This window comes from Kitasatospora sp. NPDC001225, from assembly GCF_053597855.1.
Genome location: NZ_JBSFJC010000017.1, coordinates 1 through 19226 on the forward strand (window position 1 = coordinate 1; position 19226 = coordinate 19226).

Here is a 19226-nt window from a genome sequence, read left to right on the forward strand (position 1 = left end):
GGCGCGGTCGCCGTCCTGCTCTGGCGCCCGCCGGATCGTGCGCGGTGGCTACTCCTTGCGGAGCATCGCGTCGACCACCCGGGCGGAGGCCTTGCCGTCGTCCAGGTCGCAGTAGGCCTCGCGGAACGCGGCGGCCCGGTCCGCGTACTTCGCCGCGACCTCGTCCACCCGGCCGAGCACCGAGAGGAGCTCCTCGGAGGTGGCCGGCATCGGGCCGGGCGCCTCGGCCTCGAAGTTCAGGCTGAAGCCGCGCAGGTTGTCCCGGTAGTGCTCCAGGTCGTGCGTGAAGAACACGATCGGCTTGCCGGTCGACGCGAAGTCGAACGCGCTCGCCGAGTAGTCGGTCACCAGGACGTCGGCGATCAGCAGCAGCTCCGCCATGTCGGGGTAGGTGCCGACGTCCCAGATGTAGCCGTTGCCGGCGCCCGGGATCTGGCCGCACATCAGGTGGTGCCGGCGCACCAGCAGCACCTGGTCGTCGCCGAGCGCGGCCTTGGCCGCCGCCAGGTCGATCCGCAGGTCGATCTGGTAGCCGCCCTGCGGCCGGCGCCGGTCCTCGCGCCAGGTCGGCGCGTACAGCACGACCTTCTTGCCCTCGGGCAGGCCGAGCCGCTCCCGGACCTGCTCGGCGGTCTTCTCCCGGTCGGTCGCGAACAGCAGGTCGTTGCGGGGCGAACCGCTCTCCAGGATCTCGCCCTTGAAGTCGAAGGCGCGCCGCAGCACCGGGGCCGACCAGCGGTTGCCGGCCACCAGCAGGCTCCAGTTCGGGACTTCCCGGGCCAGGCTCTTGAGGTACTTGGAGTCGGTGAACCAGACCTTCTCGAAGTCGAAGCCGATCTGCTTCAGCGGGGTGCCGTGCCAGGTCTGGACGACCACCTGGTCGGGGCGGCGGACGAAGAAGTCGGGCAGGTGGGTGCTGGCCACGACGTACTTGGCGGTGGCCAGCGCCTCGTACCACTCCGGGCTGCGGTACCGGAGCGCGGTCGCGCTCTGCGGCAGCTCGGCCTGCATGTCGTCGTTGCCCCACAGGTGCTCCAGCGACAGGCCGCGGCGGACCAGCTCCTCGTGCACCGCCCGGGGCGAGCCGGAGTACGTGCCGTACTTGCCCGTGTGGTACAGCACCGTGTCGCGCACCGGCAGCCGGCGGGCGGCCGGGTAGTCCACGCTCTGCAGCTGGCGCTGGCGGTAGCCGGCCCGCTCCTCGGGCAGCAGCACCGAGTGCGACTCCAACGACAGGGCGTCGTGGTCGCGGCGCTCCAGCACTATCCGCTTGCCGCGGGACTCCACCTCGACCGGCAGGACGTCGAAGCAGTCCGGGGTCACCAGCGCGGCGGCGTCCGGCAGTTCGGGCGCCGGCACGCCGACCGGGCGGAAGACGACGTTCCAGGTGCCCCGGGAGAGCGGCACCCGGCCGGCGAAGGAGGCCGTCGGCACGGCGGGCAGCGCGGTGCGGAAGCGGCCGTCGGAGATCTCCACCGGGTAGGCGTGCTCCTCCTCGCGCCACTCGTGACGGACCACCAGCTCCCAGCGGTGCGCGCCGGGCAGCGGGAACGAGCCGCTCAGCAGGAAGCCGTCGGCGCCGCGCGAGGAGACCTCGTCCACCAGCGGCTGGAGCACCTGGTCGGTGAACTGGAGGTGCCCGTGGGGGGAGGGCTTGGAGTAGAGCGCCCGGCGCTCGGCGACCGGGGCCTGCGGGTTCAGCGCCAGGTGCAGCCGCTCGGGCGCGTTGCGGTCGTCCCAGGCCAGCTGGACGGTGCTGCCGTCGGCCAGCAGCAGCGCGCCGTCCCAGTGGTCGCGGCTGCGTTCGGCGGCCACCGGGTCCAGCTCGGCCCAGGCCTCGCGGACGGCGGTCAGCTCGGCGACCGGGAAGGCCGCGGTGAACGGCTGGAGCGAGCCGACCGGAGCGCCCAGCTCCAGCGGGAAGGTCAGGTGGCGGTCCGACTCGGTGTGGGTGAGCCGCAGCCGCGCCCCGGCGAAGCTCGGGCCGGAGCGGGCCGCGCCCGAGACCTCCAGCCGGTCGCCGTGGGCGGCCAGGCCGGTCACCCGGGCCTTGACCGTCTCCACCCGGAGGTAGACGAAGTTGTCCCGGATCCACGGCACGATCCGCACGTCCGGCTCGACCCAGTGCGACGGGAGGTACAGCGCGCTGTCGCTCCACCCGGCCGAGATCCGGCCCTTGTAGACCCCGCCCTTGCCCGCGCCGGCCACCAGGAGGCGCCAGTTGCCGTCCTTCCACTGGCCGCGGTGCCTCAGCTTCTTCGGGTCTATGGCCACGGTGAAGCCGGACCAGTCGCAGCTGTACAGGTCGTGGTGGCAGCTCGCGGTGGCCTCGGGGCTGTACGTCGTCCGCATCGGCACCGCGATGACCCGGCGGCCCTTGGCCTCGCGCAGCACCAGGGTGCGGACCATGTCGTGCTTGCCGGCCGCGCCCAGCTGCTCCGGGTACGCGTGCCCGGTCAGCCGGAGCTTCCCGTCCTCCCAGGTGCTGCGGTACAGCCGGCTGCGGATCACCAGCGAGTTGTCCAGCTTGAGCACCCCGGCCGGCACGCTCTTGCGCCCGCCGCGCAGGAACGGGTAGTCGGCGTACGGGCGCAGCAGGCCGCGGGCCTGGACACCGCCGCCGCTCTCGCGCTCGTACGTGATCTGCTCGACCAGCTCGTCCATCCGGCCGGACAGGGTCAGGTGGTACTTCAGCCGCAGCGGTGCGCGCAGCCGGGCGACGTGCTCGGCGCCGATCGACCGGAGCAGCCGGCCGACGTGCTGGAGGTAGGCGTCCCGGTACTCCTTGTCCCCTTCGACGAGGGACGAGAAGAACATCGGGATCTCCTCGACGAGGGTGTTCTCGTCGTAGGAGCGCAGGTACTCGGCGAAGCGCGGCTCGGTCTGCTTCGTCAGCCAGGCGCGGACCAGCTCGACCGAGGCGACCCGGTCGATCAGGCCCCTGGGGTTGGTGCGCATCTGCGTGATCGACATCTCGCCGACCTCGCGCTCGCGCCAGTGGTAGATCGGCTCGGAGAGCACGTCCACGCTCTTGGCCAGGTAGTGGTGCGGCACGCTGACCGGCGCGTCCTCGTAGAGGATGCCCTCGGGGTAGAGCAGGCCGGCCGCGTCGAAGAACGAGCGGCGGTACACCTTGTTCCACGCGGTGCGGTCGGTGACCAGCGCCGGGATCTCGGTGATGTGGGTCTTGAGCCTGGTCTCCTTGAACGGCTTCAGGTGGCCGCCGGACTGGTAGTAGCCCACGGCGCGGAAGCGCAGCACGTTGCCGGTGCAGAAGTCCGAGCCGGTCTCGTCCAGCGTGTTGATCATCAGCTCGTACGCGCTCGGCGGCATCGAGTCGTCGCTGTCCACGAAGCACAGGAACTCGGAGTCCGGGTCGATGTGCCGGATGCCGGTGTTGCGGGCCGCGCCGAGGCCCTTGTTCACCTGCCGGACCAGCCGGAACCGGGAGTCCTGGGCCGCGTACGCCTCGGCGAGCGCCGCGCTGCCGTCCTTCGAACCGTCGTCGACCATGACGCACTCGAAGTCCGTGAAGGTCTGGGCGGCGATCGAGTCGAGGCATTCGACGAGGTAGCGCTCGACGTTGTAGATCGGGACGACGATGGAGAGGCGGGGAGCCATCGGCTACGCAGGCCTTTCTCTGGAGGAGCGTGGCAGCCCGTACGGGGTCTGACCGCACTTGGATCGGTGCGTACGTGCGCCCCCGATCCTACCTCCGGGGACCTCGCCCACCCGGGGACCACTACGCTGGGTCCGTGTCCCGTTTCAGCGTGATCGTCCCCGTGTACCAGGTCCAGGACTACCTCGCCGAGTGCCTCGATTCGGTGCTCGGCCAGGACGGCCCGGACGTCGAACTGATCGCGGTGGACGACCGCTCCCCGGACGGCTGCGGCGCGATCCTGGACGGGGCCGCCGCCGCCGACGCCCGGGTCCGGGTGCTGCACCTGCCGGAGAACGTCGGCCTCGGCCGGGCCCGCAACGCCGGCCTGGAGGTCGCCACCGGGGACTACGTGATCTTCCTCGACAGCGACGACACGCTGACCCCCGGATTGCTGAAGAGCATCGACGAGCGGCTCACCGCCACGGGTGACCCGGACATCCTGGTTTACGACTACGCCCGCACCTACGCCGACGGCCGGATCACCCGGGCCGCCTCCGCGCACGTCTTCGGCGCCGCCTCCCCGGACGTCTTCGACCTCGACGCCCGCCCCGACCTGCTCGACCTGCTCCAGGTCGTCTGGAACAAGGCCTACCGCCGTGACTTCATCACCGAGCAGCGGCTGGTCTTCCCGGCCGGCTACTACGAGGACACCCCCTGGACGTACCCGGCGCTGCTCGCCGCCGCCCGGATCACCCTGCTCGACCAGGTCGGCGTGCACTACCGCCAGCGCCAGGAGGGCGGCAACATCCTGGCCACCGCCAGCCGCAAGCACTTCGACGTGTTCGCCCAGTACGACCTGGTCTTCGCCTTCCTCGACGGCCGCCCCGACCTGGACCGCTGGCGCCCGGTCGTCTACGGGCGGATGCTGCACCACCTCAACACCGTGGTCTCCAAGCCCGGCCGGGTCCCGCCCGGCGACCGCCGCGAGTACTTCCGCCGGGCCGCCGAGCACTGCGCCCGGCTGCGCCCGGCCGGCTACCGGCCGCCGGCCGGCGTGGACGGCGTGCGCACCGAGCTGCTCAGCCACGGCCGCTACGGCGCCTACCAGGCCGTCCGGGCCCTCGCCAAGGCCCGGCGACTCGTCAAGCGCTGAGCGCGAACTGACGCCCGTTCGGGGGACGGACCGGCTATAACCGGTAGGTGGACTTCCTGACCCGCCTGCCGGTCGTCGGCCCGCTCGTGGCCCGGGTGCTGCGCAGCCGCCCGTACCGGGTGTACGAGTACTTCTCCGCCGCCCGGGGCAACCGGCTGGCCGGCGCCGTCACCTTCTTCGGCTTCCTCGCGCTCTTCCCGCTGCTCACGGTGGGCCTGGCGGTCGCCGCCGCGACGCTGAGCGACAGCCGGGTCCACGAGCTGCAGGAGCACATCTCCGACCAGCTGCCGGGGCTCTCGGACGCGCTCAACCTGCCCGCCCTGGTGGCCAACGCGGGCACCGTCGGGCTGGTCGGCGGGGCGCTGCTGCTGGTCTCCGGCCTCGGCTGGGTGGACACCATGCGCACCTCGATCCGCGACCTGTGGCAGCTGCCCCAGGAGGAGGGCAACCCGGTCCTGCGCAAGGGGTGGGACGTGGCGGTGCTGGCCGGCCTCGGCCTGGTGTCGCTGTTCTCGCTGGCCACCTCCGCCGCCGGCACCACGCTCGCCGGCCGGATCGCCGACGCGATCGGCCTCAACAGCGGGTACCTGCTGACCGCGGTCGGCGTGCTGATCGCCATAGCGTGCGACATGCTGCTCTTCGCCTACCTGCTGGCGCCCTTCCCCGGGATCACCGACCAGCGCCGGCGGGACCTGGTGCAGGCCGCGCTGATCGGCTCGGTCGGCTTCGAACTGCTGAAGCTGCTGCTCGCCTCCTACCTGGGCTCGGTCGCCGGACGGAGCCTGTACGGGGCGTTCGCCACCCCGGTGGCGCTGCTGCTGTGGATCAACTTCGTCTCCCGGCTGCTGATGTACTGCGTGGCCTGGACGGCGACGGCGGACCCGGTGGCCGCCCGGGACCGGACCAGGGCGCACGGGCGGGCGCTGCTGGAGGCGGCCGACGAGGCGGAGGCGGCGGCGGAGGCGGACGCGGTGGAGCGGGCCGCCCGGGCCGAGCAGCGGAAGAAGGAGAAGGAGAAGGAGCAGGAGCAGGAGAACGGGGAGGGCGAGGGCGGGGGGAGGGCCCGGCCCCGGGACTGAGGCCGAGCCCTCCCACCCGTCGGCGGGTCAGCCGGCGGAGCGCCGCCGCAGCAGCACCAGCGCGCCGTACCCGGCCGCGGCCCCGGCCAGCACCACGGCCGACCAGCCGCCGAGGCCGAGCCCGCCGCGCGTGCCCATCGCCGCCGTCGGGGCGGTGGTGGCCGCGGGGTGCGGCGGCGGTGCGGGCGTGCCCTCGGCGCCGCCGGCCTGGCCGGTCGGCTCGGCGCCGGCGGGCGGGAGCTCGTCGACCAGCCTGCCGACCGGCTGGACCTTGCCCGCCGCGGCGAAGCCCCAGTCCAGCAGGGCGGCCGTCTCGTCGTACACCCGCTGGTAGCTGGCCGGGTGCATCACCGTCACCAGCAGGGTGCGGCCGTCGCGCTCGGCGGCGCCGACGAAGGTCGAGCCGGCGTTGGTGGTGGTGCCGTTCTTCACCCCGATCAGGCCGGGGTACTTGCCCAGCAGCCGGTCGGTGTTGGCGATCCCGAAGCTGCCGCGCTGGCCGGTGTTCCGGTCGACGGCGCCCGGGAACATCGCGTCCCGGGTGGCGCAGTACGTCCGGAAGTCCGCGTTGCGCAGGCCGGCCCGGGCGAACAGCGACAGGTCGTAGGCCGAGGAGACCTGGCCGTCCATGTCGTAGCCGTCCGGGGAGATCACCCTGGTGTCCCGGGCCTGGAGCGCGTCGGCGCGCGCCTGCATCTCGGTGACGGTCTGCTGGACGCCGCCGTTCATGTGCGACAGGACGTGCACCGCGTCGTTGCCGGAGCTCAGGAACACCCCGCGCCACAGGTCCTCGACCCGGTAGTCCAGGTTCTCCTTGATGCCGACCAGGCTGCTGCCGGGGCCGATCCCCTGGATCTCCTCGTCGGCCACCCGGTGCACCGCGTTGCGGTCGAACTTGGGCAGCACGGTGTCCGCGAAGAGGATCTTCAGGGTGCTCGCCGGGGGCAGCCGCAGGTGCGGGTTGCTGGCCGCCAGCACGTCGCCCGACGCCGCGTCGGAGACTATCCAGGACTGGCCGGTGAGGTCGGAGGGCAGCGGCGGGGCACCCGCCATCGGGGCGACCTGGACCCCGGGGAGCCCGAGCCGCTCGCCGCCGACCGCGGCCGACGGGGGCGGCTGCTGCGGGGTCGCGCCCGCCGGGGCGGCGAGCAGGACCGGGAGGGCCGCGGTGACCGCGGCGCACAGGCGCGCGAACGTGAGTCGGGGTGTGGGCACCAGCTGACCGTACCCACTCGGGGCTCCCGCTGCCCTCCCCCCGGAGCCCGTCCTCCGCAGGAGGGGCCCGCCGTACGCCGATCGGCGGCCCGCGCATACTGGGGACGCACACCGCCTTCACAAGCCGAGGACCCCCATGAAGCTCAGCCGTCGCACCTCCTGGTTCCTGACCGCCTTCGGGGTCTGGTCGATCATCATCTGGACGACCTTCGTGAAGAACCTCTGGAAGGACTCCGGCGGCCAGGCGTTCACCAACGGCGACCACTCCCAGCCCACCGCCTTCTTCTGGGTCCACCTCCTCCTCGCCGTCACCTCCTTCGCCCTCGGCATCGCGGTCGGCGCCATCGGCCTGCGCGGCCTGCGCGCCACCCGCCGCACCCCGGCCACCGACTGACCCGGAGGACGGCAACGCGAAGGCCCCCGCCCGATCCGAGGATCGGGCGGGGGCCTCCGGTGTGGCGGGTGGGATCAGAAGCGGCGGGTCACCAGGGCCCGCTTCACTTCCTGGATCGCCTTGGTGACCTCGATGCCGCGCGGGCAGGCCTCCGAGCAGTTGAAGGTGGTGCGGCAGCGCCACACGCCCTCACGGTCGTTGAGGATCTCCAGGCGCTGCTCGGCACCCTCGTCGCGCGAGTCGAAGATGAAGCGGTGCGCGTTGACGATGGCGGCCGGGCCGAAGTACTGGCCGTCGTTCCAGAACACCGGGCAGGACGACGTGCACGCGGCGCACAGGATGCACTTGGTGGTGTCGTCGAAGCGCTCGCGGTCCTCGGCGGACTGCAGGCGCTCGCGGGTCGGCTCGTTCCCCTTGGTGATGAGGAACGGCATGACGTCCTTGTACGCCTGGAAGAACGGGTCCATGTCCACGACCAGGTCCTTGAGGACCGTGAGGCCCTTGATGGCCTCGATCGTGATCGGCTTCTCCGGGTTGACGTCCTTGATCAGGGTCTTGCACGCCAGCCGGTTGCGGCCGTTGATCCGCATGGCGTCGGAGCCGCAGATGCCGTGGGCGCAGGAACGGCGGTAGGTGAGGGTGCCGTCCTGCTCCCACTTGATCTTGTTGAGCGCGTCGAGGATGCGCTCCTTCGGGTCCATCGTCAGCTGGTAGTCGACCCACACCGGGTCCGGGTGCTCCTCCGGGTTGAACCGGCGGATCCGGACGGTGACGGTGATCGGCTGGACGGCACCGGCTTCGACCGCGTCCAGAGCGGCCGAGTGCTTCTCCACGGTCGGAGTGCTCATCAGTACTTACGCTCCATCGGCTGGTAGCGGGTCGTGACGACCGGCTTGTAGTCGAGGCGGATGGAGGTGCTGCCGTCGGCGGCGACCTCCTGGTACGCCATGGTGTGCTGCATGAACTTCACGTCGTCACGGGTCGGGAAGTCCTCGCGGTAGTGGCCGCCGCGGGACTCCTCGCGGGCCAGCGCGGAGACGGCCAGCACCTCGGCCAGGTCGAGCAGGTTGCCCAGCTCGACGGCCTCCAGGAGGTCCGTGTTGTAGCGGAAGCCCTTGTCCTGGATGGAGACGTTCTTGTAGCGCTCCTTCAGCGCGGCGATGTCCTCGACCGCCTGCTTCAGGGTGGCGCCGGTGCGGTACACCATGGCGTTGGTGTCCATGGTCTCCTGCAGCTCCTTGCGGATCTGCCCCACGGACTCGGTGCCGGTGCCCTCGCGCAGGCCGTCGACCAGGGCCTGGACCTTCTCGGCCGGGTTCTCGGGCAGCTCGACGAAGCCGTTCGCGTTGGCGTAGTCGGCGGCGGCGATGCCCGCGCGGCGGCCGAACACGTTGATGTCCAGCAGCGAGTTGGTGCCCAGGCGGTTGGCGCCGTGCACGGACACGCAGGCGACCTCGCCGGCCGCGTACAGGCCCGGGACGATGTCGGTGTTGTTGCGCAGGACCTCACCCTCGACGTTGGTCGGGATGCCGCCCATGGCGTAGTGCGCGGTGGGCTGGATCGGGATCGGGTCCGTGTAGGGCTCGATGCCGAGGTAGGTGCGCGCGAACTCGGTGATGTCCGGCAGCTTGGCGTCCAGCTGCTCCGGCGGCAGGTGGGTCAGGTCCAGGTAGACGTGGTCGCCGTCCGGACCGCAGCCGCGGCCTTCGCGGATCTCGGTGTAGATCGCGCGGGAGCAGACGTCACGGGACGCGAGGTCCTTCATGACGGGGGCGTAGCGCTCCATGAAGCGCTCGCCGTCCTTGTTGCGCAGGATGCCGCCCTCGCCGCGGGCGCCCTCGGTGAGCAGGATGCCCATGCGCCAGATGCCCGTCGGGTGGAACTGGAAGAACTCCATGTCCTCCAGCGGCAGGCCGCGGCGGTAGACCAGGGCCTGGCCGTCACCGGTGAGGGTGTGGGCGTTGGAGGAGACCTTGAAGAACTTGCCGGTGCCGCCGGAGGCGAACACGACCGACTTGGCCTGGAAGACGTGGATCTCGCCGGTGGCCAGCTCGTACGCGACGACGCCGGCCGTCTTGCCCTCGTTGATCAGCAGGTCGAGGACGTAGTACTCGTTGAAGAACTCGACGCCGTGCTTGACGCAGTTCTGGAACAGCGTCTGGAGGATCATGTGGCCGGTGCGGTCGGCCGCGTAGCACGAGCGGCGGACCGGGGCCTCGCCGTGGTTGCGGGAGTGGCCGCCGAAGCGGCGCTGGTCGATCCGGCCCTGCTCGGTGCGGGAGAAGGGAAGGCCCATCTTCTCCAGGTCGAGGACGGCGTCGATGGCCTCCTTGCACATGATCTCGGCGGCGTCCTGGTCGACCAGGTAGTCACCACCCTTGACCGTGTCGAAGGTGTGCCACTCCCAGTTGTCCTCCTCGACGTTGGCCAGGGCGGCGCACATGCCGCCCTGGGCCGCGCCGGTGTGGGACCGGGTCGGGTAGAGCTTGGTCAGGACGGCGGTGCGGCTGCGCTGCGTCGACTCGATGGCCGCGCGCATGCCGGCGCCGCCGGCGCCGACGATGACGGTGTCGTACTGGTGAATCTGCATGGGGGGTTAACTCGCCTCTGGCCTCTGCCGATGGTCGATGGTGCTCGCGGCTCAGATGTTGGGGTCGAAGGTGAAGATCACCAGGGTGCCGAGCAGCACGGTGAAGACCGTGGCGGTACCCATGAGCCCCTTGAGCCAGAGCCGGGTCGAGTCCTTCTCGGCATAGTCGTTGATCACCTGACGCATGCCGTTGGCGCCGTGCAGCATGGCGAGCCAGAGCATCAGGAGGTCCCAGCCCTGCCAGAACGGCGAGGCCCAGCGGCCAGCCACGAAGGCGAAGCCGATCTTGGAGACGCCGCCGTCGAGCACCAGCATGATCAGCAGGTGGCCGAGGATCAGCACGACCAGAACGACACCGGACAGGCGCATGAAGAGCCAGGCCAGCATCTCGAAGTTGGTGCGGGTGCGACGCGGGGTCTTCGTGGTCCGCTTGCGCGGAGGCTCGATGACGAACGCGTCGGCCGGGTTGCCGGTGCCCAGTCCCTTGCCGGTGTGCGCCTGCTTCGAGGGGACGACGATGGCGTCGGAGTATTCCGTGGACATGTCTCGGCTCACTTCCCGAACCAGGAGATCAGCGTGTGCTGGAGGATCCCGTAGAAGGAACCGGCCATCAGGACGACCCAGACGCCGACGACGCTCCAGAGCATCTGCTTCTGGTACTTCGGGCCCTTCGACCAGAAGTCCACTGCGACGACGCGCAGGCCGTTCAGGGCGTGGAACAGGATGGCGGCCACCAGGCCGTACTCCATCAGGTTCACGAGCGGAGTCTTGTACGTCTGGATGACGGTGTCGTAGGACTCCGGCGACACTCGCACGAGGGCGGTGTCGAGGACGTGGGCGAACAGGAAGAAGAAGATGAGGACGCCGGTGACTCGATGAGCCACCCAGCTCCACATGCCTTCCCGGCCGCGGTACAGCGTTCCAGCCGGCACGGAAAAACCCTCCGGAAGCGATTGGGGGCTCGGCCGGCTTCGGTGTCGGTCAGCCCGGCCGGGTACGGTCCACCGGCCGCCAGCATCCTATCGACGCCTTGTCGTGAACCGCCTCCGGGGGCCCCAGGTGTGATCAATCAGGCACTTCTGGCCTAGTGGGGCGGGAACCAAACCCGGAGTCATCACGATGGGTGACGGCATGCTCGCGCCCCGCGTCGGTGGGCGCGGGGCGCGGCGGTCGGATCCGGTGGCGGGGTCGGTTCACTCGTCCGGGCGGTTTCGTGATCGTTGTCACCCGGCAGGGTGAAGAGGGGGCGTGATGCGGGCTCAGCGCGCCGCGGTCTCCGGGTGGGTGGCGACCAGGTGCTCCAGTCGGGTGAGGGCGATCCGGCGGAGTTCGTCGGACGCGATCAGCCGCTCCTCGTCCGGGTCGTTGGCGAGGCGGGTGCGGATCGAGGAGAGCACGGTGTCGAGCATCTCCTCCGGGGCGACCCCTTCCAGGCAGACCACGAAGACGTGGCCGAACCGGGCCTCGTACGCGGCGTGCGCCGCCCGCAGCGCGGTGTGGGCGGCCTGGCTGCCGGGAGCCCGCATGCCGAGCAGCGGCTGCGGCATCCAGCTCTCGTCCGCCAGGGCCTCGGTGAGGTCGGCCGGTCGGAGGTCGTAGGAGGCCTCGCTGGCGGCGGCCAGCAGGGACTCGATGTCGGGGTAGGGCCGGTGCGCGGTCAGGCGCAGGGCCCAGCGGTGGCTGCCGCAGCAGGCCAGGAGGGCCTCCTCGGCGGCGCCGGCGTCGGCTTCGTTGAAGCGGTGCAGCCCGAGGAGGGTCGGCTCTGTTCTGACGTCGAGCCGCTGTGACGGGATGTCGCTGGCCAGCGGGTCCTCCTCGTGAGGGCGGGAAGGTGCCGGTGGAACGGGGTGGTGCGCAGGTGGGATGGGGGCTGCCGAGGGGCGCGCGAGCGCCGGTCGTTCAGCGCCTCAAAGGTAGTTGAGCGGTCATCAGTTGGGGAGGGCGCGCGCCGAATTCATCCGGACGAGCTATCAAGTTGTGACGTTGACACCTGCACGTCAGCGCCCTCCCCGCCGGTTCCCGGGCTCAGTCGCGGTGGACCTTGTGGTTGGCGGCCTGCGCCCTCGGGCGGACCACCAGCAGGTCGATGTTCACGTGCGAGGGCCGGGTGACCGCCCACGCCACGGTGTCCGCGATGTCCTCCGAGGTGAGCGGTTCGGCCACGCCCGCGTACACCGCGGCGGCCTTCTCCTCGTCGCCGCGGAAGCGGGTGACCGCGAAGCCCTCGGACTTCACCATGCCGGGGGCGATCTCGATCACCCGGATCGGCTCCCCGCACAGCTCCAGCCGTAGCGTGGCGGCGATGGTGTGCGCGGCGTGCTTGGCGGCGACGTACCCGCCGCCGCCCTCGTACGCGGCCAGCGCGGCGGTCGAGGAGAGCACCAGGACCGTGCCGTCGCCGGTCGCCCGCAGGGCCGGCAGCAGGGCCTGGGTCACCTGCAGCACGCCGAGCACGTTCACCTCGTACATGGCCCGCCAGTCGGCCGGGTCGCCGTGCTCGACGGTCTCGGCGCCGATCGCGCCGCCGGCGTTGTTCACCAGGACGTCCACCCGGCCGACGGCGGCCGCGAAGGCGTCCACCGCGGCCCGGTCGGTGACGTCCAGGGTGACGGCCCGGGCGGAGCCGCCCCGGTCGGCGATCTCCTTGGCCAGCGCCTCGACGCGGTCGGTGCGGCGGGCGGTCAGCACCACGTCGAAGCCCTCGGCGGCCAGCCGGCGGGCGGTCGCCGCGCCGATTCCGCTGCTGGCACCGGTGACCACGGCCACCTTCTGCTCGGTCATTGCCACTCCCTGGGGCTCGTCGGTCGTTCACCCGATCATCTCAACCGCGCCGCCGCTCCGGCGGGCCGGTCGCCTCCCACACGGCGGGGAGCCCGATAGTGCGAGGACCCCGTTCCCCCAGCCCCGGAGGGCCCCCATGGCAGCCGAGCCGCGCCGCGCCGAGTCCGGCTTCGAGATCGAGCCGGTGTACGGCCCCGGGTCGCCGGCCGGCTGGGACGCCGACGCCCGGCTGGGCCGGCCGGGGGAGTACCCCTACACCCGGGGCGTCTACCCGACGATGTACACCGGCCGCCCGTGGACGATGCGCCAGTACGCGGGCTTCGGCACCGCCGCCGAGTCCAACGCCCGCTACCGGCAGCTGATCGCGGGCGGCGGCACCGGCCTCTCGGTCGCCTTCGACCTGCCCACCCAGATGGGCTACGACTCGGACGCGCCGCTCGCCGCCGGGGAGGTCGGCCGGGTGGGCGTCGCCGTGGACAGCGTCGAGGACATGGCGGTGCTGTTCGACGGCATCCCGCTCGGCGGGGTGTCCACCTCGATGACCGTCAACGCGCCCGCCGCGCTGCTCCTGCTCCTCTACCAACTGGTCGGCGAGGCCCAGGGGGTGGCGCCGTCGGCGCTCACCGGGACGGTCCAGAACGACGTGCTGAAGGAGTACATCGCCCGCGGCACCTACATCTTCCCGCCGGAGCCCTCGCTGCGGCTGGCCGCCGACGTGTTCCGCTACTGCCGGGCCGAGGTCCCGCGCTGGAACACCATCTCGATCTCCGGCTACCACATGGCCGAGGCCGGGGCCGATCCCGCGCAGGAGGTCGCCTTCACCCTGGCCAACGGCATCGCCTACGTCCGTACCGCGCTTGCCGCCGGGATGGCCGTGGACGACTTCGCCCCCCGGCTCTCGTTCTTCTTCGTGGCCCGCACGACCCTGTTGGAGGAAGTGGCCAAGTTCCGCGCCGCACGCAGGATTTGGGCCAGAATCATGCGGGACGGATTCGGCGCCCGGGACCCGCGCTCGCAGATGCTGCGCTTCCACACCCAGACCGCGGGGGTGCAGCTCACCGCCCAGCAGCCCGAGGTCAACCTGGCCAGGGTCACCGTCCAGGCGCTCGCCGCGGTGCTCGGCGGCACCCAGTCGCTGCACACCAACGGCTTCGACGAGGCGATCGCGCTGCCCACCGAGAAGGCCGCCCGGCTCGCCCTGCGCACCCAGCAGGTGCTCGCGTACGAGACCGACGTGACGGCCACCGTCGACCCGTTCGCCGGCTCCTACGCCGTCGAGTCGCTCACCGACGGGGTGGAGGCCGCCGCGCGGGCGCTGATGGACCGGATCGAGGAGCAGGGCGGCGCGGTGGCCGCGATCGAACGCGGCTACCAGAAGGGCGAGATCGAGCGCACCGCCTACCGGCTCCAGCAGGAGACCGACTCCGGGGAGCGGACCGTGGTCGGGGTCAACCGCTTCCGGTCGGACACGGAGGAGCCGTACCAGCCGCTGCGGGTGGACCCGGCGATCGAGGAGCGGCAGGCGCGGCGGCTGGCCCGGCTGCGGGCCGGGCGCTCGGCCGGCGCCGTCACCCGGGCGCTGGACGGGCTGCGCCGCACCGCCGAGGGGACGGGGAACGTGCTGTACCCGATGAAGGAGGCGCTGGCCGCCCGGGCCACCGTCGGCGAGGTGTGCGACGCGCTGCGCGGGGTGTGGGGGACGTACGCCCCGGTGGAGCGCTTCTGACCACCAGCTGAACTGCCGTCAACCCGCCGGTGCCGTCAGGGGGGTTGGCGGCCGTGACCGCCGGCCCGGGGGATCGTTGCACAGGGCACGCAACCCGGGGAAGGCGGCTGAAACAAGATGTCATACCCACGTGTCCGGCCGGTATGCGCCCATCCGGGGACTAGTTTTCCGGAAGTCGGGCCAAATCCCCCCAACAGGCCTACGATTGGGGAGATGAACCGTCCTGAGCCCGCTCAGTCGGGCGCCACTCTGGCCGCCGTACGCCCCGCCGCCGATCTGCGCGACCGGGTCCGGGCGCTGGAGCCCGAGCTGATCGCCTTCCGTCGTGATCTGCACCGGCACCCGGAGCTGGGCCGCCAGGAGTTCCGAACCACCGGGCTGCTGCGCGACCGTCTGGTGGCCGCCGGCCTCGAACCCCGGGTGCTGCCCGGCGGCACCGGCATGCTCGTCGACATCGTCCCGCCCGGCACCACGCCGGGGACGGAGTTCCTGGCCTTCCGCGCCGACATCGACGCGCTGCCGATCGACGACGCCAAGACCGATGTGCCGTACCGCTCCACCGTCCCCGGCCGGGCCCACGCCTGCGGCCACGACGTGCACACCTCGGTGGTGCTCGGCACCGGCCTGGTGCTGGCGGAGGCCGTCCGCACCGGCGAGCTGCGCCGGCCCGTCCGGCTGGTGTTCCAGCCCGCCGAGGAGGTCATGCCGGGCGGCGCGCTGGACGTGATCAAGGCCGGCGGGATGGCGGGCGTCGGGCGGATCTTCGCGGTGCACTGCGACCCCAAGGTGGAGGTCGGCCGGATCGCGCTGCGGGTCGGGGCGATCACCTCGGCCTGCGACCGCCTGGTGCTCCACCTGGACGGCCCCGGCGGGCACACCGCCCGTCCGCACCTGACCACCGATCTGGTCACCGCGGTCGCCAGGATGGCCGCCGACCTCCCGGGCGCGCTGGCCCGCCGGATGGACCCGCGCTGGGGCGTCAGCCTGGTCTGGGGGCGGATCGCCTCCGGCTCCGCGCCCAACGTCATCCCGCAGCACGCCGAACTGGAGGGCACCGTCCGCTGCCTGGAGCTGGACGGCTGGCGCGAGGCGCCGGACCTGCTGCACGAGCTGATCGCCAAGGTGTCCGAGACCTACCGGGCCAAGTGGACGCTGGACTACCACCGCGGGGTGCCGCCGGTGGTCAACGAGGCGGTCTCGGTCGCGCGGTTGGACGAGGCGATGAACGCCCGCTTCGGCGCGGACGGGGCCCAGGTGGTCGAGGGAACCGAGCAGAGCCTGGGCGGCGAGGACTTCTCCTGGTACCTGGAGCACGCCCCGGGCGCGCTGGCCCGGCTCGGTGTCCGGGCGCCCGGCGACGCCACCGTCCGGGACCTCCACCAGGGCCGGTTCGACGTGGACGAGCGGGCGATCGGCATCGGGGTGGAGCTGTTCTCGGCGCTGGCCCTGGAGGCGGACGGCAGCTGACGGCGGGCCGGGCGCGGCGGAGCGGGGTGACGGTTCCGGGGGCGGCGCGGGTGAAGCGGAACGGTCGGATCCGGGGGGCCCGGAACGGTTCCGTAAACTGGGCCGCACCGACCTCGGATCACCGTCCGCGCATGGGATAGAGCCTCAGGAAGAACATCAGACCACGGTTTGATAACAACCCGAACGCTCTGGCACCCCGTAACACAACCGTGTTCTACGCGCGTTACGGTGGCGACCGACCACGCCAAACGGTTGCGTGTAGAAGGAGATATCCCCTTGCGCCGTTCAATGAAGCTCGCCGCGGTTGTGCTCTCGGGTTCCCTGGGCATGGCCTCGCTCGCCGCTTGCGGCGCAAAGAGCACCGACAACTCCTCCTCCGCCGGCTCGGGCGACGGTTCGCTCAAGGTCGGCATGGCCTACGACATCGGCGGCCGCGGCGACCAGTCGTTCAACGACTCCGCCGCCCGTGGCCTCGACAAGGCCAAGTCCGAGCTGGGCGTCTCCGTGACCGAGGCCGAGGCCAAGCAGGGCGAGGCCGAGGCCGACAAGGAGACCCGTCTCAAGAACCTGATCGACGCGGGCTACAAGACGATCGTCGCGGTCGGCTTCGTCTACCAGCCGGCCGTCAACAAGGTCGCCAAGGACAACCCGAACGTGAAGTTCGCGATCATCGACTCGAACGACAAGGACCAGCCGGCCAACGTCACCTCGCTGCTCTTCGCCGAGCAGGAGGGTTCGTACCTGGCCGGTGTCGCCGCCGCGAACAAGTCGAAGGCCAAGCACGTCGGCTTCATCGGCGGTGTGCAGTCCGAGCTGATCAAGAAGTTCGAGGCCGGCTACAAGGCGGGTGTGAAGTCCGTCGACCCGAACATCACGGTCGAGACCACCTACCTGAGCACCCCGCCGGACTTCACCGGCTTCGCCTCGCCCGACAAGGGCAAGGAGTCCGCCCAGGGCCAGCTCGACAAGGGCGCGGACGTCATCTACACCGCCGCCGGCTCCTCCGGCAACGGCGCCATCGAGGCCGTCGCCAACAAGCAGGGCGCCTGGGCCATCGGCGTCGACTCCGACCAGGCCAGCCAGCCGGCCCTGGCGAAGTACAAGAACAGCATCCTGACCTCGATGGTCAAGAACGTCGACACCGCGGTGTTCTCGTACGTCCAGTCGGTCAAGCAGGGCCAGACCCCGACCGGCATCAAGCTGTTCGACCTGAAGGCCGACGGCGTCTCGCTCGCCAAGACCGGCAACAAGATCGACGACATCCAGGACAAGCTGAAGGCCGCCGAGGACGCGATCAAGTCCGGCGCCACCACGATCCCGACCGCGCCGGCCGGCCAGTAAGGCCCGCGCGTCCCGGACGCCGCAGCGCCTGCCGCCTGCCCGGCAGCGCGACGCAACACGACACAGTTCACGGGAGGGGCCCGGCAGGGTGCGCTCAACGCGTACCCCCGGGCCCTGTTCCGTCTCCCCATGTTCCCCCTTGGCCCTCCCAGCGCAACGACGCGCCTCCAGACCACCAGGAGATCGCCATCACCGCATCCGACCCCGTCCCCCCGCGCGAGGACGGCACCCCCAGCGCGGGGACGGCGACACCGGCCGTCGAGCTGCGCGGCATCACCAAGCGCTTCCCGGGTGTCGTGGCCAACCACGACATCAACCTGACCGTCCGCACCGGCACCGTGCACGCCCTGATGGGTGAGAACGGCGCCGGCAAGTCGACGCTGATGAAGATCCTCTACGGCATGCAGAAGCCGGACGAGGGCACCATCGCGATCAACGGCGAGCTGTGCGAGTTCCACACCCCCGGCGACGCCATCTCCCGCGGCATCGGCATGGTGCACCAGCACTTCATGCTCGCCGACAACCTCACGGTGTGGGAGAACGTCGTCCTCGGCGGCGAGAAGCTCCACGGCATCGGCGCCAAGGCGAAGGCGAAGATCAAGGAGATCTCCGACCAGTACGGCCTGGGCGTGCGCCCGGACGCCCTGGTCGAGGACCTCGGCGTCGCCGACCGCCAGCGCGTCGAGATCCTCAAGGTGCTGTACCGCGGCGCCAAGATCCTGATCCTGGACGAGCCCACGGCCGTGCTCGTCCCGCAGGAGGTCGACGCGCTGTTCGACAACCTGCGGGACCTCAAGTCCGAGGGCGTCACCGTCATCTTCATCTCGCACAAGCTGCACGAGGTGCTCGCGGTGGCCGACGCGATCAGCGTCATCCGGCGCGGCACGACGGTCGGCGACGCCGACCCGAAGGCCGTCACCGCCCGCCAGCTCGCCGAGCTGATGGTCGGCGCCGAGCTGCCCTCCCCGGAGAGCCGCGAGTCGACCGTCACCGACACCGTGATGCTCGACGTCGAGGGCCTGCGGATCGCCAAGACCGACGCCGAGGGCATCGAGCGCGTCGTCCTGGACGACATCTCGCTGCGCATCCGCAAGGGCGAGATCCTCGGCATCGCCGGTGTCGAGGGCAACGGCCAGGCCGAGCTGGTCGAGGCCGTCATGGGCATGCTGACGCTGAACGCCGGCACCGTCACCCTGGACGGCAAGGACCTCTCCGGCACCCTGACCCGGGCCCGCCGCGAGGCCGGCATCGGCTACATCCCCGAGGACCGCCACAAGCACGGCCTGCTGCTGGAGGCCCCGCTCTGGGAGAACCGCATCCTCGGCCACGTCACCGAGGCGCCCAACTCCAAGGGCCTGCTGCTGGACCCGGCCGCCGCCCGGACGGACACCTGGCGGATCGTCGAGGAGTACGACGTCCGCACCCCCGGCATCGAGGTCACCGCGGCCTCGCTCTCCGGCGGCAACCAGCAGAAGCTGATCATCGGCCGCGAGATGAGCCACCAGCCCAAGCTCCTGATCGCCGCCCACCCCACCCGTGGCGTGGACGTCGGCGCGCAGGCGCAGATCTGGGAGCACATCCGGGTCGCCCAGCGGGCCGGCCTGGCCGTCCTGCTGATCTCCGCGGACCTGGACGAGCTGATCGGCCTGTCCGACACCATCCGGGTCATCTACCGCGGCCGCCTGGTCGCCGACGCCGACCCGGCCACCGTCACCGCCGAGGACCTCGGTACCGCGATGACCGGTGCCGCCAGCGGCCACCTGGAGTCCGAGCCGGAGGCCGTCGCCGAGGCGCAGGCCGTCGCGGCCGAGGGCACCGGGGCCGAGGCCGGGCACCAGCCCACCGACACCGCCGACGACCCGCAGGCGGGGGAGTAACC

15 protein-coding genes are annotated in these 19226 nt (G+C 71.5%); 7 read left to right on the top strand and 8 right to left on the bottom strand.

Features of this window, described 5'->3' with window-relative positions; all coding sequences use genetic code 11:
• Window positions 1-48: 48 nt before the first annotated feature.
• Window positions 49-3621, bottom strand: coding sequence for a bifunctional glycosyltransferase/CDP-glycerol:glycerophosphate glycerophosphotransferase (locus ACWDCZ_RS08240; RefSeq protein WP_449815543.1), 3573 nt, complete (start codon window positions 3619-3621; stop codon window positions 49-51).
• 134 nt (window positions 3622-3755) lie between these two features.
• On the opposite strand from ACWDCZ_RS08240, the gene ACWDCZ_RS08245 reads away from it, so the two are divergent.
• Both ACWDCZ_RS08245 and ACWDCZ_RS08250 read left to right on the top strand, forming a co-directional pair.
• Entirely contained in the window at window positions 3756-4754 is a 999-nt protein-coding gene (locus ACWDCZ_RS08245; protein ID WP_449815544.1) for a glycosyltransferase family 2 protein, read from the top strand.
• A gap of 47 nt (window positions 4755-4801) precedes the next feature.
• Window positions 4802-5833 carry a YihY/virulence factor BrkB family protein gene (locus ACWDCZ_RS08250; protein WP_449815545.1) on the top strand — a complete coding sequence of 344 codons (1032 nt, stop codon included), beginning with the start codon at window positions 4802-4804 and terminating at the stop codon, window positions 5831-5833.
• Between the two features lie 27 nt (window positions 5834-5860).
• Here the strand turns inward: ACWDCZ_RS08250 and ACWDCZ_RS08255 are convergent, their stop codons facing one another.
• Window positions 5861-7048 carry a D-alanyl-D-alanine carboxypeptidase family protein gene (locus ACWDCZ_RS08255; RefSeq protein WP_375877440.1) on the bottom strand — a complete coding sequence of 396 codons (1188 nt, stop codon included), beginning with the start codon at window positions 7046-7048 and terminating at the stop codon, window positions 5861-5863.
• A gap of 136 nt (window positions 7049-7184) precedes the next feature.
• On the opposite strand from ACWDCZ_RS08255, the gene ACWDCZ_RS08260 reads away from it, so the two are divergent.
• Window positions 7185-7442 carry an SCO4848 family membrane protein gene (locus ACWDCZ_RS08260; protein ID WP_049649180.1) on the top strand — a complete coding sequence of 86 codons (258 nt, stop codon included), beginning with the start codon at window positions 7185-7187 and terminating at the stop codon, window positions 7440-7442.
• A 74-nt stretch (window positions 7443-7516) separates the two neighbouring features.
• On the opposite strand, the gene ACWDCZ_RS08265 is transcribed toward ACWDCZ_RS08260, so the two are convergent.
• From ACWDCZ_RS08265 to ACWDCZ_RS08290, 6 genes are all read right to left on the bottom strand, one after another.
• On the bottom strand, window positions 7517-8290 hold the full coding sequence (locus ACWDCZ_RS08265; RefSeq protein ID WP_049649181.1) for a succinate dehydrogenase iron-sulfur subunit: 774 nt from the start codon (window positions 8288-8290) through the stop codon (window positions 7517-7519).
• A complete protein-coding gene (sdhA, locus tag ACWDCZ_RS08270) occupies window positions 8290-10032 on the bottom strand; it encodes a succinate dehydrogenase flavoprotein subunit (protein ID WP_049649182.1) in 1743 nt (580 codons plus the stop codon). Before sdhA ends, ACWDCZ_RS08265 begins: the two co-directional genes overlap by 1 nt.
• A gap of 51 nt (window positions 10033-10083) precedes the next feature.
• Window positions 10084-10575, bottom strand: coding sequence for a succinate dehydrogenase, hydrophobic membrane anchor protein (gene sdhD / locus ACWDCZ_RS08275; protein ID WP_049649183.1), 492 nt, complete (start codon window positions 10573-10575; stop codon window positions 10084-10086).
• An 8-nt stretch (window positions 10576-10583) separates the two neighbouring features.
• Window positions 10584-10964, bottom strand: a complete 381-nt coding sequence (sdhC, locus tag ACWDCZ_RS08280; protein WP_074003919.1) for a succinate dehydrogenase, cytochrome b556 subunit — start codon at window positions 10962-10964, stop codon at window positions 10584-10586.
• A 327-nt stretch (window positions 10965-11291) separates the two neighbouring features.
• Window positions 11292-11729: a 2-oxo-4-hydroxy-4-carboxy-5-ureidoimidazoline decarboxylase gene (locus tag ACWDCZ_RS08285; RefSeq protein WP_369808249.1), complete on the bottom strand. Its 438-nt coding sequence runs from the start codon at window positions 11727-11729 to the stop codon at window positions 11292-11294.
• Window positions 11730-12057: 328 nt separating this feature from the next.
• On the bottom strand, window positions 12058-12813 hold the full coding sequence (locus ACWDCZ_RS08290; protein WP_449815546.1) for an SDR family oxidoreductase: 756 nt from the start codon (window positions 12811-12813) through the stop codon (window positions 12058-12060).
• Window positions 12814-12949: 136 nt separating this feature from the next.
• Here ACWDCZ_RS08290 and ACWDCZ_RS08295 point away from each other — a divergent pair, with 136 nt between their 5' ends.
• From ACWDCZ_RS08295 to ACWDCZ_RS08310, 4 genes are all read left to right on the top strand, one after another.
• Window positions 12950-14539: an acyl-CoA mutase large subunit family protein gene (locus ACWDCZ_RS08295; protein ID WP_449815547.1), complete on the top strand. Its 1590-nt coding sequence runs from the start codon at window positions 12950-12952 to the stop codon at window positions 14537-14539.
• A 213-nt stretch (window positions 14540-14752) separates the two neighbouring features.
• The gene (locus tag ACWDCZ_RS08300) at window positions 14753-16006 is read left to right on the top strand and encodes an amidohydrolase (protein WP_079272373.1); all 1254 of its coding nucleotides are present in this window, start codon (window positions 14753-14755) and stop codon (window positions 16004-16006) included.
• Between the two features lie 276 nt (window positions 16007-16282).
• Window positions 16283-17347, top strand: coding sequence for a BMP family lipoprotein (locus tag ACWDCZ_RS08305; RefSeq protein WP_049649188.1), 1065 nt, complete (start codon window positions 16283-16285; stop codon window positions 17345-17347).
• Between the two features lie 296 nt (window positions 17348-17643).
• Window positions 17644-19224: an ABC transporter ATP-binding protein gene (locus ACWDCZ_RS08310; RefSeq protein ID WP_449815548.1), complete on the top strand. Its 1581-nt coding sequence runs from the start codon at window positions 17644-17646 to the stop codon at window positions 19222-19224.
• The last annotated feature ends 2 nt before the right edge of the window (window positions 19225-19226 follow it).

Bases quoted from the DNA above. Each gene is read 5' to 3' on its own strand.
- sdhD (WP_049649183.1), bottom strand. From the start codon at position 10,575: ATGTCCACGGAATACTCCGACGCCATCGTCGTCCCCTCGAAGCAGGCG.
- ACWDCZ_RS08290 (WP_449815546.1), bottom strand. From the start codon at position 12,813: ATGACCGAGCAGAAGGTGGCCGTGGTCACCGGTGCCAGCAGCGGAATC.
- ACWDCZ_RS08260 (WP_049649180.1), top strand. From the start codon at position 7,185: ATGAAGCTCAGCCGTCGCACCTCCTGGTTCCTGACCGCCTTCGGGGTC.
- ACWDCZ_RS08240 (WP_449815543.1), bottom strand. From the start codon at position 3,621: ATGGCTCCCCGCCTCTCCATCGTCGTCCCGATCTACAACGTCGAGCGC.
- ACWDCZ_RS08265 (WP_049649181.1), bottom strand. From the start codon at position 8,290: ATGAGCACTCCGACCGTGGAGAAGCACTCGGCCGCTCTGGACGCGGTC.
- ACWDCZ_RS08295 (WP_449815547.1), top strand. From the start codon at position 12,950: ATGGCAGCCGAGCCGCGCCGCGCCGAGTCCGGCTTCGAGATCGAGCCG.
- ACWDCZ_RS08300 (WP_079272373.1), top strand. From the start codon at position 14,753: ATGAACCGTCCTGAGCCCGCTCAGTCGGGCGCCACTCTGGCCGCCGTA.
- sdhA (WP_049649182.1), bottom strand. From the start codon at position 10,032: ATGCAGATTCACCAGTACGACACCGTCATCGTCGGCGCCGGCGGCGCC.